This is a genomic window from Oceanimonas sp. MB9, assembly GCF_011319775.1.
Taxonomy (GTDB): Bacteria; Pseudomonadota; Gammaproteobacteria; order Enterobacterales; family Aeromonadaceae; genus Oceanimonas; species Oceanimonas doudoroffii.
In genome coordinates this window covers 227853-243010 of record NZ_VFBE01000001.1, presented here as the reverse complement: position 1 = coordinate 243010, position 15158 = coordinate 227853, and the positions used below count along the sequence as shown (strand labels likewise).

The 15158-nt window shown below is 60.3% G+C and carries 13 protein-coding genes, 1 tRNA gene and 3 rRNA genes; 15 read left to right on the top strand and 2 right to left on the bottom strand.

All coding sequences use genetic code 11. The features are described from left to right. From OJHNALOF_RS01180 to OJHNALOF_RS01145, 8 genes are all read left to right on the top strand, one after another. A 23S ribosomal RNA gene (locus OJHNALOF_RS01180) occupies positions 1-482 on the top strand; the annotation flags it as partial. Between the two features lie 84 nt (positions 483-566). Further along, positions 567-681 (top strand): 5S ribosomal RNA (gene rrf / locus OJHNALOF_RS01175). Between the two features lie 10 nt (positions 682-691). Beyond that, positions 692-767: transfer RNA gene (locus OJHNALOF_RS01170), tRNA-Thr, on the top strand. 7 nt (positions 768-774) lie between these two features. Continuing rightward, a 5S ribosomal RNA gene (gene rrf / locus OJHNALOF_RS01165) occupies positions 775-889 on the top strand. A 123-nt stretch (positions 890-1012) separates the two neighbouring features. Further along, on the top strand, positions 1013-1426 hold the full coding sequence (cueR, locus tag OJHNALOF_RS01160) for a Cu(I)-responsive transcriptional regulator (protein ID WP_165660888.1): 414 nt from the start codon (positions 1013-1015) through the stop codon (positions 1424-1426). 130 nt (positions 1427-1556) lie between these two features. Beyond that, on the top strand, positions 1557-2978 hold the full coding sequence (gene ccoG, locus OJHNALOF_RS01155; protein ID WP_165660887.1) for a cytochrome c oxidase accessory protein CcoG: 1422 nt from the start codon (positions 1557-1559) through the stop codon (positions 2976-2978). A 61-nt stretch (positions 2979-3039) separates the two neighbouring features. Next, complete coding sequence (locus OJHNALOF_RS01150) at positions 3040-4008, top strand: serine/threonine protein kinase (protein WP_165660886.1); 969 nt, start codon at positions 3040-3042, stop codon at positions 4006-4008. A 43-nt stretch (positions 4009-4051) separates the two neighbouring features. Beyond that, positions 4052-4654 (top strand): thiol:disulfide interchange protein DsbA/DsbL, encoded by a 603-nt coding sequence (locus OJHNALOF_RS01145; RefSeq protein ID WP_094201066.1) that lies wholly within the window; start codon positions 4052-4054, stop codon positions 4652-4654. Positions 4655-4674: 20 nt separating this feature from the next. On the opposite strand, the gene OJHNALOF_RS01140 is transcribed toward OJHNALOF_RS01145, so the two are convergent. Beyond that, complete coding sequence (locus OJHNALOF_RS01140) at positions 4675-4977, bottom strand: hypothetical protein (RefSeq protein ID WP_094201065.1); 303 nt, start codon at positions 4975-4977, stop codon at positions 4675-4677. 29 nt (positions 4978-5006) lie between these two features. Next, positions 5007-6518: a YifB family Mg chelatase-like AAA ATPase gene (locus tag OJHNALOF_RS01135; protein WP_165660885.1), complete on the bottom strand. Its 1512-nt coding sequence runs from the start codon at positions 6516-6518 to the stop codon at positions 5007-5009. A 377-nt stretch (positions 6519-6895) separates the two neighbouring features. On the opposite strand from OJHNALOF_RS01135, the gene ilvG reads away from it, so the two are divergent. From ilvG to OJHNALOF_RS01100, 7 genes are all read left to right on the top strand, one after another. After that, complete coding sequence (gene ilvG, locus OJHNALOF_RS01130; RefSeq protein WP_165660884.1) at positions 6896-8545, top strand: acetolactate synthase 2 catalytic subunit; 1650 nt, start codon at positions 6896-6898, stop codon at positions 8543-8545. Further along, positions 8542-8802 (top strand): acetolactate synthase 2 small subunit, encoded by a 261-nt coding sequence (gene ilvM, locus OJHNALOF_RS01125; protein ID WP_094201062.1) that lies wholly within the window; start codon positions 8542-8544, stop codon positions 8800-8802. The genes ilvG and ilvM overlap by 4 nt, the downstream gene beginning before the upstream one ends. Before the next feature lie 11 nt (positions 8803-8813). Further along, positions 8814-9737, top strand: coding sequence for a branched-chain amino acid transaminase (locus tag OJHNALOF_RS01120; protein WP_094201061.1), 924 nt, complete (start codon positions 8814-8816; stop codon positions 9735-9737). Positions 9738-9801: 64 nt separating this feature from the next. After that, on the top strand, positions 9802-11652 hold the full coding sequence (gene ilvD / locus OJHNALOF_RS01115; protein ID WP_094201060.1) for a dihydroxy-acid dehydratase: 1851 nt from the start codon (positions 9802-9804) through the stop codon (positions 11650-11652). A gap of 3 nt (positions 11653-11655) precedes the next feature. After that, entirely contained in the window at positions 11656-13212 is a 1557-nt protein-coding gene (gene ilvA / locus OJHNALOF_RS01110; protein ID WP_094201059.1) for a threonine ammonia-lyase, biosynthetic, read from the top strand. Between the two features lie 187 nt (positions 13213-13399). Further along, positions 13400-14236 (top strand): urea transporter, encoded by an 837-nt coding sequence (locus tag OJHNALOF_RS01105; protein ID WP_165660883.1) that lies wholly within the window; start codon positions 13400-13402, stop codon positions 14234-14236. 2 nt (positions 14237-14238) lie between these two features. Beyond that, positions 14239-15108, top strand: coding sequence for an NAD(P)-dependent oxidoreductase (locus OJHNALOF_RS01100; protein WP_165660882.1), 870 nt, complete (start codon positions 14239-14241; stop codon positions 15106-15108). The last annotated feature ends 50 nt before the right edge of the window (positions 15109-15158 follow it).

The window sequence follows — 15158 nt, the reverse complement described above, 5'->3', positions numbered from 1 at the left end:
TCAACGGATAAAAGGTACTCCGGGGATAACAGGCTGATACCGCCCAAGAGTTCATATCGACGGCGGTGTTTGGCACCTCGATGTCGGCTCATCACATCCTGGGGCTGAAGTCGGTCCCAAGGGTATGGCTGTTCGCCATTTAAAGTGGTACGCGAGCTGGGTTCAGAACGTCGTGAGACAGTTCGGTCCCTATCTGCCGTGGGCGTTGGATGATTGAGAGGGGCTGCTCCTAGTACGAGAGGACCGGAGTGGACGAACCTCTGGTGTTCGGGTTGTCACGCCAGTGGCACTGCCCGGTAGCTAAGTTCGGAATCGATAACCGCTGAAAGCATCTAAGCGGGAAGCGAGCCTCGAGATGAGTCATCCCTAGGTACTTGATGCCTCTAAAGGGCCGTCCGAGACCAGGACGTTGATAGGCAGGGTGTGGAAGCGCTGTGAGGCGTGCAGCTAACCTGTACTAATGACCCGTGCGGCTTAACCATACAACACCCAAGAAGTGTGAGAGACTTGCGGTCTCAAGAACGAATTCTTCATCACAAACGCTTTTTCCGAATTAAGTTTTTATGCCTGGCGGCCATAGCGTTGTGGAACCACCTGACTCCATGCCGAACTCAGTAGTGAAACGCACCCGCGCCGATGATAGTGTGGCAGATGCCATGTGAAAGTAGGTCACTGCCAGGCACCCAATTCCGCTGATATAGCTCAGATGGTAGAGCGCACCCTTGGTAAGGGTGAGGTCCCCAGTTCGATTCTGGGTATCAGCACCAAAATTTGTTTGACTGCCATAGCGTTGTGGCCCCACCTGATCCCTTGCCGAACTCAGAAGTGAAACGCAACCGCGCCGATGATAGTGTGGCAGCTGCCATGTGAAAGTAGGTCACAGTCAAACACTCTCTTCCGAAAGCCCGACACTCAAGTGTCGGGCTTTTTTGTTTTGGCCTATACCGGCTTGACCTTCCCCTTGGGGGAAAGGTTATGGTAGCGATGTCTTCTCATGCCTACGGAGTCGGACATGAACATCAGCAAGGTTGCCAGGCTTACCGGCCTGTCTGCCAAGACCCTTCGCTATTACGAGGCCATTGGCCTTATTCCTGCCCCACATCGGGGAGAAAACGGCTATCGCAAGTATGATGACCATTCGCTCAGACGCATTCGTTTTGTGAAGAATGCGCGGGACGCGGGCTTTAGCCTGGATGAATGCCGTGAGCTGCTGGCGTTGAGTGAAAATGCATGCCGCACCAGCGCCGAGGTCAAGGCGTTGACCCTGGCCCGAATCACGGACATTGAGCAACGCATCGCCCATTTGCAGGCCATGCTGCAAGGTTTACAACGTTTGGCTGATCAATGTCATGGAGACGGCAAGCGGGAGTGCCCTATCATGGATGCCCTGGACGGCGGCCACCTTTCCGCCTCGGTGAAAGAGTGATCAATATCACGATTTTATTCCCGCTTATGGCGCAAAATGCACCATAAGTCGTATCTTATCTGCATGTTAACAAGGGGTTATGTCTTGTAGGCAGATTCAGGCAGCAATCAAAGCGAAGATGTGAGCAGCAATGACCGATAACAACAACAGAATTGACGTAAAAAACGTCACGCCCAAGACGCGTTCCCACCGGCCCACCGACGACGGCCATATTTATGTTCGAGCCCAGAGCGGAAAATGGCAGCGATTGCGCAAGATCATGGGGTGGGTACTGATGCTGGTGTTCCTGGTGGGACCCTGGCTGCAATGGAGTGGCCGCCAGGCCATTTTGCTGGATGTAGAGCACCAGCGCTTTCATGTGTTCGGTACCACCATCTGGCCCCAGGATCTGACCCTGTTGGCCTTGTTGTTTATGGTGGCGGCCTTTGGCCTGTTTTTCATCACCACCTTTTTAGGGCGGGTCTGGTGCGGTTATCTGTGTCCGCAAACGGTGTGGACCTTTATTTTTATCTGGTTTGAGGAAAAGTTCGAGGGCAGTGCCAACAAGCGCCGTCAGCTCGACAAGTCGCCCTGGAACGCCAACAAGATCTGGCGCAAGGCGGCCAAGCACACCGGCTGGCTGGCGGTTTCACTGCTCACCGGCTTTACCTTTATCGCCTACTTTGTGCCGGCTACCGAGCTGGCTGTGGGCCTGGCCACCTTCTCTACCGGTTTCTGGACGGGGTTTTGGGTGCTGTTCTTCGCCTTTTGCACCTATGGTAACGCCGGCTTTATGCGCACCATAATGTGCACCCACATGTGCCCTTATTCCCGCTTCCAGTCGGCCATGTTCGACAAGGACACCTATACCGTCAGCTATGACGTCGAACGGGGTGAGCAGCGGGGGCCGCGGCCACGCAAAAAGGATCCGAAAGAACTGGGCCTGGGCGATTGCATCGATTGCGACATGTGCGTGCAGGTGTGTCCGGCGGGCATCGATATTCGTGATGGCCTGCAATACGAGTGCATCAACTGCGGTGCCTGTATCGACGCTTGTGATCAAACCATGGCGCGCATGGGTTATGAGCCGGGGCTCATTAGCTACACCACGGAGCACCAACTGAAGCACAGAGAGACCCATGTGGCGCGACCCAAGTTGATTGGTTACGGCATCATCATGGTGATCATGCTGGGAGTATTTGCCTATATGGCCACCCGTATCATGCCCATGGGACTGGAGGTAATACGGGATCGCAACCAGCTTTACCGGGAAACCACCGAAGGACTGGTGGAAAACACCTATACCCTTAAGTTGCTCAACAAGACCCTGGAGCCGGCCACCTACCAGCTGAGTGTGGAGGGAATGGATGACGTTGAATGGATAGGCCCGTCCGAAGTCAGCATTGACGGCGGTGAGGTGCTTAGCCTGCCGGTCAGCCTGTCGGCGGATCCTTACCTGCTGTCTTCCCCGGTGCGCGACATTACCTTTGTAATGCGTCGCCAGGGGGCCGATGCCGATGACAGCAAGTCGTCGGTCAGCACCGAGAGCAAGTTCTTCAGCGCCCTGCGCTGACAGGCAAGAAAGCGTGTTAGAGTGAGCCGCAGCGACCCTGCGGCTTTTTTAGTGGAGACATATGGATTACTACCAACTGACCCCGGACGTGATCGACGAGGCGCTGGCCAGTGTTGGCATATACGTGGACCGCGGCCTGATGGCCCTGAACAGCTACGAGAATCGGGTTTATCGCTTTCAGTCGGAAAGCGACGGTACCCTGGTGGCCAAGTTTTATCGCCCTGAACGCTGGTCTCGGGCGCAGATTGAGCAGGAGCTGGACTTTGTCACCGCCGCCGCCGAGCAGGGAGTGCGAGTGGCCGAGCCGCTGCAACGTGACGATGTGCGTTTGTTTGAATTCAATGGCTTGCTGTTTTCGGTCTGGCGTTCGGTACCGGCCCGGGCCTTTGAGCCGGACAACCTGGAGCAGTTGGAGGCCCTGGGTGAGCAACTGGCCCGGCTTCATGGCGTGGGTGAAACCCTGAGCCTGGATCAGCGGCCACAGATGACGCCGAAGACGGAGCTGGTTCACTCTCGTCGCGTGCTGGAGCAGCAGGCGGCCATTCCTGCGGCCTTGCGGCCGCGCTTCTTTGCGGTGCTGGACGAGCTGACCCAGGGGGTGATCGAAGGCTATCGCCCCGGCGCCCTTATCGGTATTCACGGCGACTGCCACGGCGGTAACCTGTTGTGGCACCAGGGCCCCTGGCTGCTGGACTTCGACGACTGCCGAAAAGGTCCGGCGGTGCAGGATCTGTGGATGATGCTGAGCGGCGATCGCGGCGAGCAGCTGATGCAGCTCGATACCCTGCTGGCCGGCTATGAGAATGTGCGCGAATTCAACAGCGCCGAGCTGGCACTGATCGAACCGTTGCGTGCTTCACGCATGATCAACTACATGGCCTGGCTGGCGGCGCGCTGGAGCGATCCGGCCTTTCCGGTGGCCTTTCCCTGGTTCAACACCGAGGATTACTGGCAGCGGCAACTGGGAGCCCTGACCGAACAACTTCAGAGCCTTTCGGCACCGCCGTTGTCCTTGACCTCTTGGAGCTGATTCCTTAATTTGGGTCAGCCTTAAAACGAACGGGATTTACCCTATGAAAAAGCTGATGTTTGCCCTTGTGACCCTGTTGCTCGCTCCCCTGGCCCAGGCCGCCCCCGAGTTTCGGGAAGGGGTGGAGTACACCGTGGTCAGTGAAGTACCCAGCAGCAAGCCGGAAGTGACCGAATTCTTCTCCTATGTTTGCCCTCACTGCTACAGCTTTGAGCCGCTGATGGACAACCTGGCCGAGCGACTGCCCGATGCCGAAATCAACAAGGTGCCGGTGAGCTTTCTTGGCCGTGAGCTGGGCCCGGTGCTGCAGCGCGCCTATGGTGCGGCCGTGCTGCTGAAGGTGGAAGACAAACTGACTCCGGTGATGTTTGACCGTATTCACCGCCAGAAAAAAATGCCCGGCTCCATTGAAGAGGTAAAGGATGTCTTTGTTGCCAATGGCGTGGATGGCAAGGAGTTCGATGGTGTGATCAACAGCTTTGCCCTGAACGGCATGATTGCCAAATACGACAGGCTTACCGAGCAGTTCAATGTGCGCGGCACCCCCACGGTGATCGTGCGTGGCAAGTACGAACTGAACATGGGTGAAATTGGTTCGGAAGACCGCTTCTATCGCGTGGTGGAATACCTGCTGGCGGCCGACTAACACCAAGAAAGGGCTCCCCTTTATTCTTTCTGGGGAGCCTGTTTGGCCGCCATGCGGTGAATATTGGTTTCGTCAAAACCGTCGCCCAGCTCTTTCCAGTGCACCTTGGGCAGGTGAAACAGATAAAACCGCTCCCGATGCATATCGGTGACAAATCCCATGCCCAGTTGGGTCAGTTCATGGTGTATGTCCGACACGAATTGCTGATTGAAGTGCTGCCGCCCAGACAGGCTGGTAATGTCCTCCCGAGTCAGGTAGACCCCGCCGCTCTCCTTGCCAAAACAGTCACGCAGCCATTCGGCAAACTCCCTCGCACTTTTCATCGGCTTCTCCTTGATGATGAGGCTCCGACTTACTCCCGCAATCGGACCAGCAGGCGATCCATGGCCCGATAACTCAGGGCCTCGGTCAGATGCGGCCGCCCAATATGCCGCTCACCGGCCAGATCGGCGATGGTGCGGGCCACTCGAATAAGTTTATGCCAGGCTCGTATAGACAGCTTCATGTGGTGCAGCGCCTGCTCCAGAAAGGCGGCGTCATCCCTGCTCAGCGGGCACAGTCGTTCCAGCTCGGCGGCACTCAAGTGCGCGTTGCTCTTGCCGGCCCTGCTCAGCTGACGCTGTCGTGCCGCCAGCACCCTGGCCCGCACCTCGGCTGTTCCTTCCGGTTTTTGCCGTGGCCGACTCAGCTCCCCGGGCGGCAGTTGCGGCACTTCCACCGACAGATCAAACCTATCCGCAAAGGGGCCGGAGATTTTGCCGAGGTAACGCAAAATCTGCTCCGGTGAACTGCGGGTCAGGCCGTCCTGATAATGGCCACAAGGGCTGGGATTCATGGCGCCGATCAGCTGAAAGCGGGCGGGAAAACACACGCTGTGGGCGGCCCGGGAAATATTAATGGTGCCGGTTTCGAGGGGCTCGCGCAGGGCATCCAGCACTCGGCGTTCAAATTCGGTCAGCTCGTCAAGAAACAGTACGCCGTGATGGGCCAGGGAGATTTCTCCCGGCTTGGGATGGCTGCCACCGCCCACCAGGGCCGCCGCCGAGGAAGAATGGTGAGGCTGGCGAAAGGCCCGTTGCCGCCAGTGCTCGGCGTCGAGTGGCTGGCCGCTGATGGAGCGAATGGCCGCCGCCTCCAGCGCTTCCTGCTCGGTCATGGGCGGCAGCAAGCCGGGCAGGCGGCTGGCCAGCATGCTTTTGCCGGTGCCTGGGGGACCAAGAAACAACAGGTTGTGCTCGCCGGCGGCGGCGATCTCCAGAGCCCGCTTGCCGGTTTCCTGGCCGATGACCTCGCTCAGGCAAGCGCTAACGGCAGGCTCGGTGCCGGGCCTGTGTTCGGGATGGAGCAGTTCGCCTTGCTCGCGCAGCCAGGCGGTAATGGCCAGCAGGTGGGAGGCCAGCAGCGCCGGGCAGGGACTGATCAGGCCGGCCTCGGCACCGTTGGCGGCGGGAATGATGAGCCGGCGATCGCTGTCGCGGGCGGCCAGCACCGCCGGCAAGGCTCCCTTGATGCCGCGCAGCTCGCCGGTGAGGGCTAACTCGCCGAGAAATTCCAGCCCATCAAGGGAAGATGCCGGTATCTGCGCCGAAGCGGCGAGAATGGCCATGGCGATGGGCAGGTCAAAACGACCGCCGTCCTTGGGCAGATCCGCCGGCGCCAGATTGATGGTGATGCGCCGCGCCGGAAATTCAAACCCGGCATTGATCAGGGCGCTGCGCACTCGGTCCCGTGCTTCCTTGACCGTGGTTTCCGGCAATCCCACTATGTTGAATGCCGGCAAACCATTGGCGAGATGGGCCTCCACCGTGACCAGGGGGGCGGTCACGCCCAGACTGGCTCGGGCAAACACAATGGCAAGAGACATAGGTCATTCCTTGAAGTTTTATTTTTATTAATTGATGTTTCTTAGTTTTTTTAACTGGTTGGGAGTGGTCTGTGATCGGGTTTTTTAGTGATACCCGTTCAATAAAGTCTTGAGTAGTGTAGAACACTGTGCTAGTTCTATAGGCCAGCCGCGCCGGAGTTCCCGGTAGAGAGCAATTATTTTTGGTTGGTTTTATGCATTCCATCGTTCGTTTCGTGAACATTATTGTGGTCCTAGTGGTGATTATTAAATCTCCGCTCGGGGCACTGTGGTCTGACGAAAGGTAAAACCAGTCAACGACAACACACAAACCCCCGAGTCACTCGGGGGTTTTTTTTTATAAAAACTTTGGCAGCAATACAGGGACAGATAATCACATGAATGGCGCACAGTACATTGTCCAGACACTGAAACAACAAGGGGTAACCCAGATCTTCGGCTACCCCGGCGGTGCCATCATGCCGCTCTACGACGCCCTCTACGACGGCGGCGTGGAGCACCTGCTGTGCCGCCATGAGCAGGCTGCCGCCCTGGGCGCGGTGGGCTATGCCAGAGCCAGTGGTCAGGTCGGCGTGTGCATGGCCACCTCCGGCCCCGGCGCCACCAACCTGATCACCGGTCTGGCCGATGCCATGCTTGACTCCATTCCGGTGGTGGCCATCACCGGCCAGGTGCCGATGGCCGCCATCGGCACCGACGCTTTTCAGGAAGTAGACGTACTGGGCATGTCGCTTTCCTGCACCAAGCACTCCTATCTGGTAGAGAATGTGGAAGATCTTGGCGACATCATCGCCGAAGCCTTTGAAGTGGCCCGCTCCGGTCGGCCCGGTCCGGTACTGATCGACGTGCCCAAGAACGTGCAGGTGGCATTGGTGGAGCCTCGCGCCACCGTGCCCTGCACCACGGCCCCCAACGCCCTTGACGAGGCCGCCCTGGCCAAGGCCAGGGCCATGCTGGCCGAGGCCCGTCAGCCAATTCTCTACGTGGGAGGGGGCGTGGGCATGGCCAATGCCGAGGCAGAATTACGTGCTTTTGCCGAGCGCAGCGGCATTCCCGCCGTGACCACGCTGAAGGGCATCGGCACGCTGAACCCGGACCATGAACTGTTTTTGGGCATGCTGGGCATGCATGGCACAAAAGCCGCCAACCTGGCCGTTCAGCAGAGTGATCTTCTGATGGTAGTGGGTGCCCGTTTTGACGACCGAGTGACCGGCAAGCTGGATGCCTTTGCGGTGAATGCCAAAGTGATTCACCTCGACAAGGACGTCGCCGAATTTGGCAAGGTGCGTCAGGCCCATGTGGGCATTGATGCCGAACTGCAGCAGGTGCTGCCCCGGCTCACCGGTGAGCATCTGGCCATTGATGCCTGGCGTGACCAATGCAAGGCGCTCAAGGCCGAGCATCAGTGGCGCTACGATCACCCGGGCGAGGCCATCTATGCGCCGCTGATGCTCAAACAACTGAGCGAGGCGCTGGACGACACCGCCATGGTCAGCTGTGACGTGGGCCAACACCAGATGTGGGTGGCCCAGCACATGCGTTTTACCAGCCCGCGTAATCATTTGAGCAGCGCCGGCCTGGGCACCATGGGCTTTGGCTTGCCCGCCGCCATTGGTGCCAAACTGGCTCGCCCCGAGCACGAGTCGGTACTGGTGTCCGGCGACGGCTCTTTCATGATGAACGTGCAGGAGCTGGGCACCCTCAAGCGCGCCCAGCTGCCGGTGAAAATGGTGCTGCTCGACAACCAGCGCCTGGGCATGGTGCGCCAGTGGCAGGAGCTGTTCTTTGACGGCCGCTTCAGTGAAACCATTTTGACCGACAACCCGGATTTTGTGGCCATGGCTGCCGCCTTTGGCATTCCGGGCGAAACCATTACCCGCAAGGAGCAGGTGCAGCCCGCCATCGCGCGTATGTTGCAGGCCGACACCGCCTACCTGCTGCACGTGCGTATTTCAGAGGAAGAAAACGTCTGGCCCCTGGTGCCGCCGGGCGTTGCCAACGATCAGATGATGGAGAGCAAAGCATGAACCAGCACAATTTGCAGATAGAAGCCCAGTTTCGCCCGGAAGTGCTTGAGCGGGTGCTGCGCATGACCCGTCACCGCGGCTTTCGCGTGGACGACATGGAAATGTCCACCGCCGCCGATTGTCAAAGCCTGAGCATCAGGGTTACTGTCAGCAGTGAGCGTCCCATACAGCTGCTGAGTCGCCAGCTGGAAAAGCTGATGAACGTGACCCGCGTTGAAACGCATCTCATGGAGCAACCGCTGAAACAATCGGCCTAAGGAAAACAACAATGTCTACCGCCAATTACATCTGGTTCAACGGGAAAATGGTGCCCTGGGAAAAGGCCCAGGTGCACGTGATGACTCATGCCCTGCATTACGGCTCCTCGGTGTTTGAAGGCATTCGCGCCTACAACACTCCCCAGGGATCCGTGGTGTTCCGGCTGGAAGAGCACGTGCAGCGGCTGTTTGACTCGGCCAAGATTTACCGCATGACCATTCCCTATACCAAGGCGGAGCTGATGGATGCCTGCCGGGCGGCGGTGGCAGACAACAAACTCGACAGCGCCTACCTGCGCCCGCTGGTGTTTGTGGGCAACGTGGGCATGGGCCTGAACGCGCCCAAGGACGTGCCCTGCGAGGTGATTATCGCCGCCATTCCCTGGGGCGCCTATCTGGGCGAGGAAGGGCTGGAAAATGGCGTGGATGTCTGCGTCACGTCATGGAACCGGCTGGCGCCCAATACCATGCCCACCGGCGCCAAGGCGGGGGGTAACTATCTGTCGTCCCAGCTGATTTCCGGTGAGGCCAAGCGCCACGGTTACAGCGAGGGCATTTCCCTCGACGTGCACGGTCACCTCAGCGAGGGCGCCGGGGAAAACCTCTTTCTTATCAAGAACGGTGTGCTCTACACACCGCCGGTCACCGCCTGCATACTGCCGGGCATTACCCGTGATACCCTGATGACCCTGGCGCGGGAAGCCGGGTACGAAGTGCGGGAAGAAGCCATTGCCCGGGAGGCCCTCTATCTGGCCGATGAAATGTTCATGACCGGTACCGCCGCCGAAGTGACCCCGGTGCGCAGCGTGGACGGCATCACCCTGGGAGAGGGTAAACGCGGCCCGATCACCAAAGAGCTGCAGCAGGCCTTTTTTGGCCTGTTTGACGGCAGCACCCAGGACAAGTGGGGCTGGCTCACCCCGGTCAACGACTAATTCAAATCAATGGAGATGGGGCGCCAAGCCCCGCCGTTCTCAAGCAAAATCAGGAGTAAAAGGAATGCCAAGGTATCGTTCAGCCACCACCACTCACGGCCGCAACATGGCCGGTGCCCGCGCCCTGTGGCGCGCCACCGGCATGACCGAAGACGATTTCGGCAAGCCGATTATCGCCGTGGTGAACTCCTTCACCCAGTTCGTGCCCGGCCATGTGCACCTCAAGGACATGGGCCAGCTGGTGGCCCGCGAGATCGAGGCGGCTGGCGGTGTGGCCAAGGAATTCAACACCATTGCGGTGGATGACGGTATCGCCATGGGCCATGGCGGCATGCTTTATTCCCTGCCCAGCCGGGAGCTGATTGCCGACTCGGTGGAGTACATGGTCAACGCCCACTGCGCCGATGCCATGGTGTGCATCTCCAACTGCGACAAGATCACTCCCGGCATGCTGATGGCCGCCCTGCGGGTCAATATTCCGGTGATCTTCGTGTCCGGCGGCCCGATGGAAGCGGGCAAGACCAAGCTGTCCGATCAGCTGATCAAGCTGGACCTGGTGGACGCCATGATTCAGGGCGCCGATCCCACCGTGTCCGACGCCCAGAGCGAACAGGTAGAGCGCAGTGCCTGCCCCACCTGTGGTTCCTGCTCCGGCATGTTTACCGCCAACTCCATGAACTGCCTGACCGAAGCCCTGGGTCTGTCCCAGCCCGGCAACGGCTCCCTGCTGGCTACCCACGCCGATCGCGAGCAGCTGTTCAAGACCGCCGGCCATCGCATTGTCGAGCTGACCAAGCGCTACTACGAAGGTGAAGACGCCGGCGTGTTGCCCCGCAACATTGCCACCAAGTCCGCCTTTGAAAATGCCATGGTGCTGGATATCGCCATGGGCGGCTCCACCAATACCGTGCTGCACCTGCTGGCCGCCGCTCAGGAAGCGGAAGTGGACTTCACCATGGACGACATCGACGCGCTGTCGCGCAAGGTACCCCAGCTGTGCAAGGTGGCCCCGTCCACTCAGAAGTACCACATGGAAGACGTGCACCGCGCCGGTGGCGTCATGGGCATTCTGGCCGAGCTGGCCCGGGCCGGCCTGCTCAATACCGAGGTGAACACCGTGCTGGGCATGACCCTGGCCGAGCAGCTGGGCAAATACGACATCATGGTCACCGACGACGACGCGGTGAAAACCATGTTCCGCGCCGGTCCGGCGGGCATTCGCACCACCCGGGCGTTCAGCCAGGACTGCCGCTGGGACACCCTGGATGATGACCGTGCCGAAGGCTGCATTCGCAGCATCGACAATGCCTACAGCCTGGAAGGCGGCCTGGCCGTGCTGGCCGGCAACCTGGCCATTGACGGCTGCATCGTCAAAACCGCCGGCGTGGCCGACGACAACCTCACCTTCCGTGGCCCGGCCCGCGTGTTTGAAAGCCAGGACACCGCCGTGGCCGGCATTCTCGGCGGCGAGGTCAAGGCCGGTGAAGTGGTGGTGATCCGCTACGAAGGTCCCAAGGGCGGCCCGGGCATGCAGGAAATGCTCTATCCCACCACCTATCTCAAATCCATGGGCCTGGGCACCAAGTGCGCCCTGATCACCGACGGTCGCTTCTCCGGCGGCACCTCCGGCCTGTCCATCGGCCACGTTTCGCCCGAGGCGGCCAACGGCGGCACCATCGGCCTGGTGCAGACCGGTGACATCATCGACATCGACATTCCGGCCCGCAAAATCGAGCTGGCGGTGTCCGAACAGGAGCTGGCGGCCCGCCGTGAAGCCATGGACGCCAAGGGCGAACAGGCCTGGCGCCCGGTTGACCGCGAGCGGGAAGTGTCCTTTGCCCTGCGCGCCTACGCCTCACTGGCCACCAGCGCCGACAAGGGCGCGGTGCGCGACCGCAGCAAGCTGGGGGGCTGAAGCATGGCACAGCCGGCATTGAAGGAAGAAAAAGGCACGCCCCGTTCGGCCTCCGAGTATCTGCGTCATATTCTGCTGTCGCCGGTGTATGAGGCGGCCCGGGTCACGCCGCTGTCACCGCTCAAGAAAATTTCCGAGCGGCTGGGGCACCCGGTGTCCCTCAAGCGGGAAGACATGCAGCCGGTGCATTCTTTCAAGCTGCGTGGTGCCTACAACAAGATTGCCCAGCTGACTACCGAGCAGCAGCAGCGCGGCGTGATCGCCGCCTCGGCGGGCAACCATGCTCAAGGGGTGGCTCTGTCGGCGGCCAAACTGGGCATTGACGCCATCATCGTCATGCCCACCGTCACCCCCGATATCAAGGTGGAGTCGGTGCGCCGCTTTGGCGGCCAGGTGGTGCTGCACGGCAACAATTTCGACGAAGCCTATGCCCGTTGCCTGGAGCTGGCGCAGGAAAAAGGCATGACCCTGATTCCGCCCTTTGATGACGAGGACGTGATCGCCGGTCAGGGCACGGTGGGACGCGAGCTGCTGGAGCAGGACACTCGACTGACCCATGTATTTGTGCCCGTGGGCGGCGGCGGCCTGGCCGCCGGCGTGGCGGTTTACATCAAGCAGTTGCTGCCCCAGGTCAAGGTGATCGGAGTGGAAGCCGAGGGCTCCGCCTGCCTCAAGGCGGCGCTCAATGCCGGGGAAGTTGTTACCCTGGACCGGGTCAGCATGTTTGCCGACGGCGTGGCGGTAAAGCGCATGGGCAGCGAGACCTTTCGTCTGTGCCGGGAGTTCCTTGACGGCGTGATCACCGTAACTTCCGACGAGATCTGCGCCGCGCTCAAGGACATTTTTGAGGACACGCGGGCCATTGCCGAGCCCTCGGGGGCGCTGTCGCTGGCCGGCCTCAAGAAATACAGCCAGGCCGGAGACTATGCCCACGCCCGCATGGCGGCGGTGCTGAGCGGCGCCAATGTCAACTTTCACTCCCTGCGCTATGTATCCGAGCGGTGTGAACTGGGTGAAAAGCGGGAAGGGGTGCTGGCGGTAACCATTCCCGAGCGCAAGGGCGCCTTTCTGCAGTTTTGCGAGGTGCTCGGCAACCGCATGGTGACCGAGTTCAACTACCGCTATTCGGCGGAAGACAAGGCGGCGCTGCTGGTGTCGGTGCGGCTGTCCGACGGCGATCGGGAGCTGGCGCAGATCATGGCGGAGCTGGAGCAGGCCGGTTATCCGGTGGCCAACATGACCGACAACGATCTGGCCAAATCCCATGTGCGCTACATGGTGGGCGGCCGGCCGCCCAAGCCGTTGCAGGAGCGTCTGTACGGCTTTCAGTTTCCGGAGCAGCCCGGTGCCCTGATGCGCTTTTTGCGCACGCTTGGGACCCACTGGAACATCAGCCTGTTTCACTACCGTAACCACGGTGCCGAATACGGCCGAGTGCTCTGTGCCTTTGAGCTGCCCGACAGCGATTTGGCCTCGTTTGAAAGTCATCTGGCGGAGCTGGGCTACACCTGGTACGACGTGACTCAGGATCCCGCTTACCGCTTTTTTCTGGCTCACTGAACGGGCTTGCATCCATCCTACTCAATGCCGGGCCTGCCCCGGCATTTTTAATTCCCAAAGCCTGCATTGAATCCTCTGTTAACCTTAATACAATACTGTTCACAATAATGTGTTGACCAGTTTTCGTTCGGCTGTTTTAATCGCGCCGTTCTCTTTGTTCTTTTCTTTTGGTACAGGAGTGTCTTTCGTGGCGCTGTTGTCTTCTCTGCTGGCCGCCATTGGCCAGATATATTTTTTGAACAACCGCCTTGCCGGTGCCCTGATCGTGGCGGGCGTGGTCTGGGTGTCGCCCTGGATGGCTGCCACCATGGTGCTGGCCACCCTGGCCGCCACGTTGCTGGCGCTGGTCTGCAAGTGGGAGCCCGAGGCCTGGCGCGATGGCCTGTTCGGTTTTAACGCCGCCCTGGTGGGGCTGGCCTTTGGCCTGTTTGCCGAGCACACGCCGTTCTGGCTGCTGATGTCGGCACTGGGCGGTGGGCTTTCGGCCTGGATCTACTACCGGCTGCGCCGGCAGGCCGCCATTCCCTGGTATACGCTGCCGTTTAACCTGGTGGTGCTGCCCTGGCTGTATTTTGTGGGCCAGCGGGTCGCCGACGAGGTGCCTCAGGGCTACAACTTCTCGTTGTCGGCCATCGGTCAGGTGATCTTTCTGCCGGATACGGTGCCGGCGGTACTGATCTGTACCGCCTTGCTGCTGGCCGGCATCGGCATGCTGGGCTGGGCTTTTGTGGGTGCCATGGTGTCGAGCGGTGCGGCCCTGCTGTTGCTGGTGAACCCGGATTACATCAACTTTGGCCTGACCGGCTATAACGGCGTGCTGGCGGCCATCGCCATGTTCTGGCATGGCAGCCGGCAGATCTGGATATTGCTGGCCCCGGCCCTGGCCGGGCTGATGACCGCGGTGATGCTCAAGCTGGGCCTGCCCATGCTGACCATGCCCTTTGTGCTGGCCTGCTGGCTGTGCCTGGCAATGCAGAAGGGCTTGTGTTATTACCGGCCGGCACACACGACCAACAGGGAGTAAGTATGAAACTGGGATTTATCGGCATTGGGCTGATGGGAAAACCGATGACCGAGCGACTGCTGGCCGCCGGTTTTGATGTCACCGTGTGGAACCGTAGTGCCAACAAACTGGCCGAGGTGGCCGCCGCCGGCGCACACGTGGCGGGCAGCATTGGCGAGCTGACCGAAAAGGTGGATCTGGTGCTGCTGTGCCTGGCCAATACCGCCGTGGTGGAAAGCGTGGTCTTTGGCCCGGGCGGTGTGGCCGAGCACGGCCGCGCCGGTCAGCTGCTGGTGGATTTTTCCAGCTCCGATCCCGATGCCACCCGTGACTATGCCGCCCGGCTGAAAGACGCCTGTGGCATGGGCTGGGTCGACTCGCCGGTGTCCGGTGGTGTGGCCGGTGCCGAGGCGGGCACCCTGGCCATTATGTGTGGGGGTGAGGCTACCGATATCGAGCGCATTCGCCCGGTGCTGGCGCCGTTGTCCCAGCGGATGACCCGCATGGGGGGGGTGGGGGCCGGTCAGGTCACCAAGGTGTGCAACCAGATGATCGTGGGTTGCAACCTCATGGTGCTGGCGGAAATGATGGCCCTGGCCAAGGCCTGCGGTGTGGATGCGGAGCAAATTCCCACCGCCCTGGCCGGCGGTTTTGCCGACTCCAAGCCCATGCAGATCACCGGCCCGCTGATGGCGGAAGAGGTAAATCCGGATCCCAAATGGCATGTGCGCACCCTGCTCAAGGATCTGGACATGGCTGTTGCCCAGAGCCAGCGTGCCGGCAGCGCCACGCCCATGTCGGGGCTGGCCGCCCAGCTGATGCGTCAGCACGGCAGCAAGGGTTACCTTGAGCGGGACCCGGCCACCCTGATCAAGCTGTACAAGGACGCCTGAGGCGAATCCACAGTCGGCCCTGTAAGCACGATCAAAAAAGAGGAGCCAAG

What these genes read in the sequence shown, in the direction of transcription:
- cueR (WP_165660888.1), top strand. Translation starts at nt 1,013, where the DNA reads ATGAACATCAGCAAGGTTGCCAGGCTTACCGGCCTGTCTGCCAAGACC.
- ccoG (WP_165660887.1), top strand. Translation starts at nt 1,557, where the DNA reads ATGACCGATAACAACAACAGAATTGACGTAAAAAACGTCACGCCCAAG.
- OJHNALOF_RS01150 (WP_165660886.1), top strand. Translation starts at nt 3,040, where the DNA reads ATGGATTACTACCAACTGACCCCGGACGTGATCGACGAGGCGCTGGCC.
- OJHNALOF_RS01145 (WP_094201066.1), top strand. Translation starts at nt 4,052, where the DNA reads ATGAAAAAGCTGATGTTTGCCCTTGTGACCCTGTTGCTCGCTCCCCTG.
- OJHNALOF_RS01140 (WP_094201065.1), bottom strand. Translation starts at nt 4,977, where the DNA reads ATGAAAAGTGCGAGGGAGTTTGCCGAATGGCTGCGTGACTGTTTTGGC.
- OJHNALOF_RS01135 (WP_165660885.1), bottom strand. Translation starts at nt 6,518, where the DNA reads ATGTCTCTTGCCATTGTGTTTGCCCGAGCCAGTCTGGGCGTGACCGCC.
- ilvG (WP_165660884.1), top strand. Translation starts at nt 6,896, where the DNA reads ATGAATGGCGCACAGTACATTGTCCAGACACTGAAACAACAAGGGGTA.
- ilvM (WP_094201062.1), top strand. Translation starts at nt 8,542, where the DNA reads ATGAACCAGCACAATTTGCAGATAGAAGCCCAGTTTCGCCCGGAAGTG.
- OJHNALOF_RS01120 (WP_094201061.1), top strand. Translation starts at nt 8,814, where the DNA reads ATGTCTACCGCCAATTACATCTGGTTCAACGGGAAAATGGTGCCCTGG.
- ilvD (WP_094201060.1), top strand. Translation starts at nt 9,802, where the DNA reads ATGCCAAGGTATCGTTCAGCCACCACCACTCACGGCCGCAACATGGCC.
- ilvA (WP_094201059.1), top strand. Translation starts at nt 11,656, where the DNA reads ATGGCACAGCCGGCATTGAAGGAAGAAAAAGGCACGCCCCGTTCGGCC.
- OJHNALOF_RS01100 (WP_165660882.1), top strand. Translation starts at nt 14,239, where the DNA reads ATGAAACTGGGATTTATCGGCATTGGGCTGATGGGAAAACCGATGACC.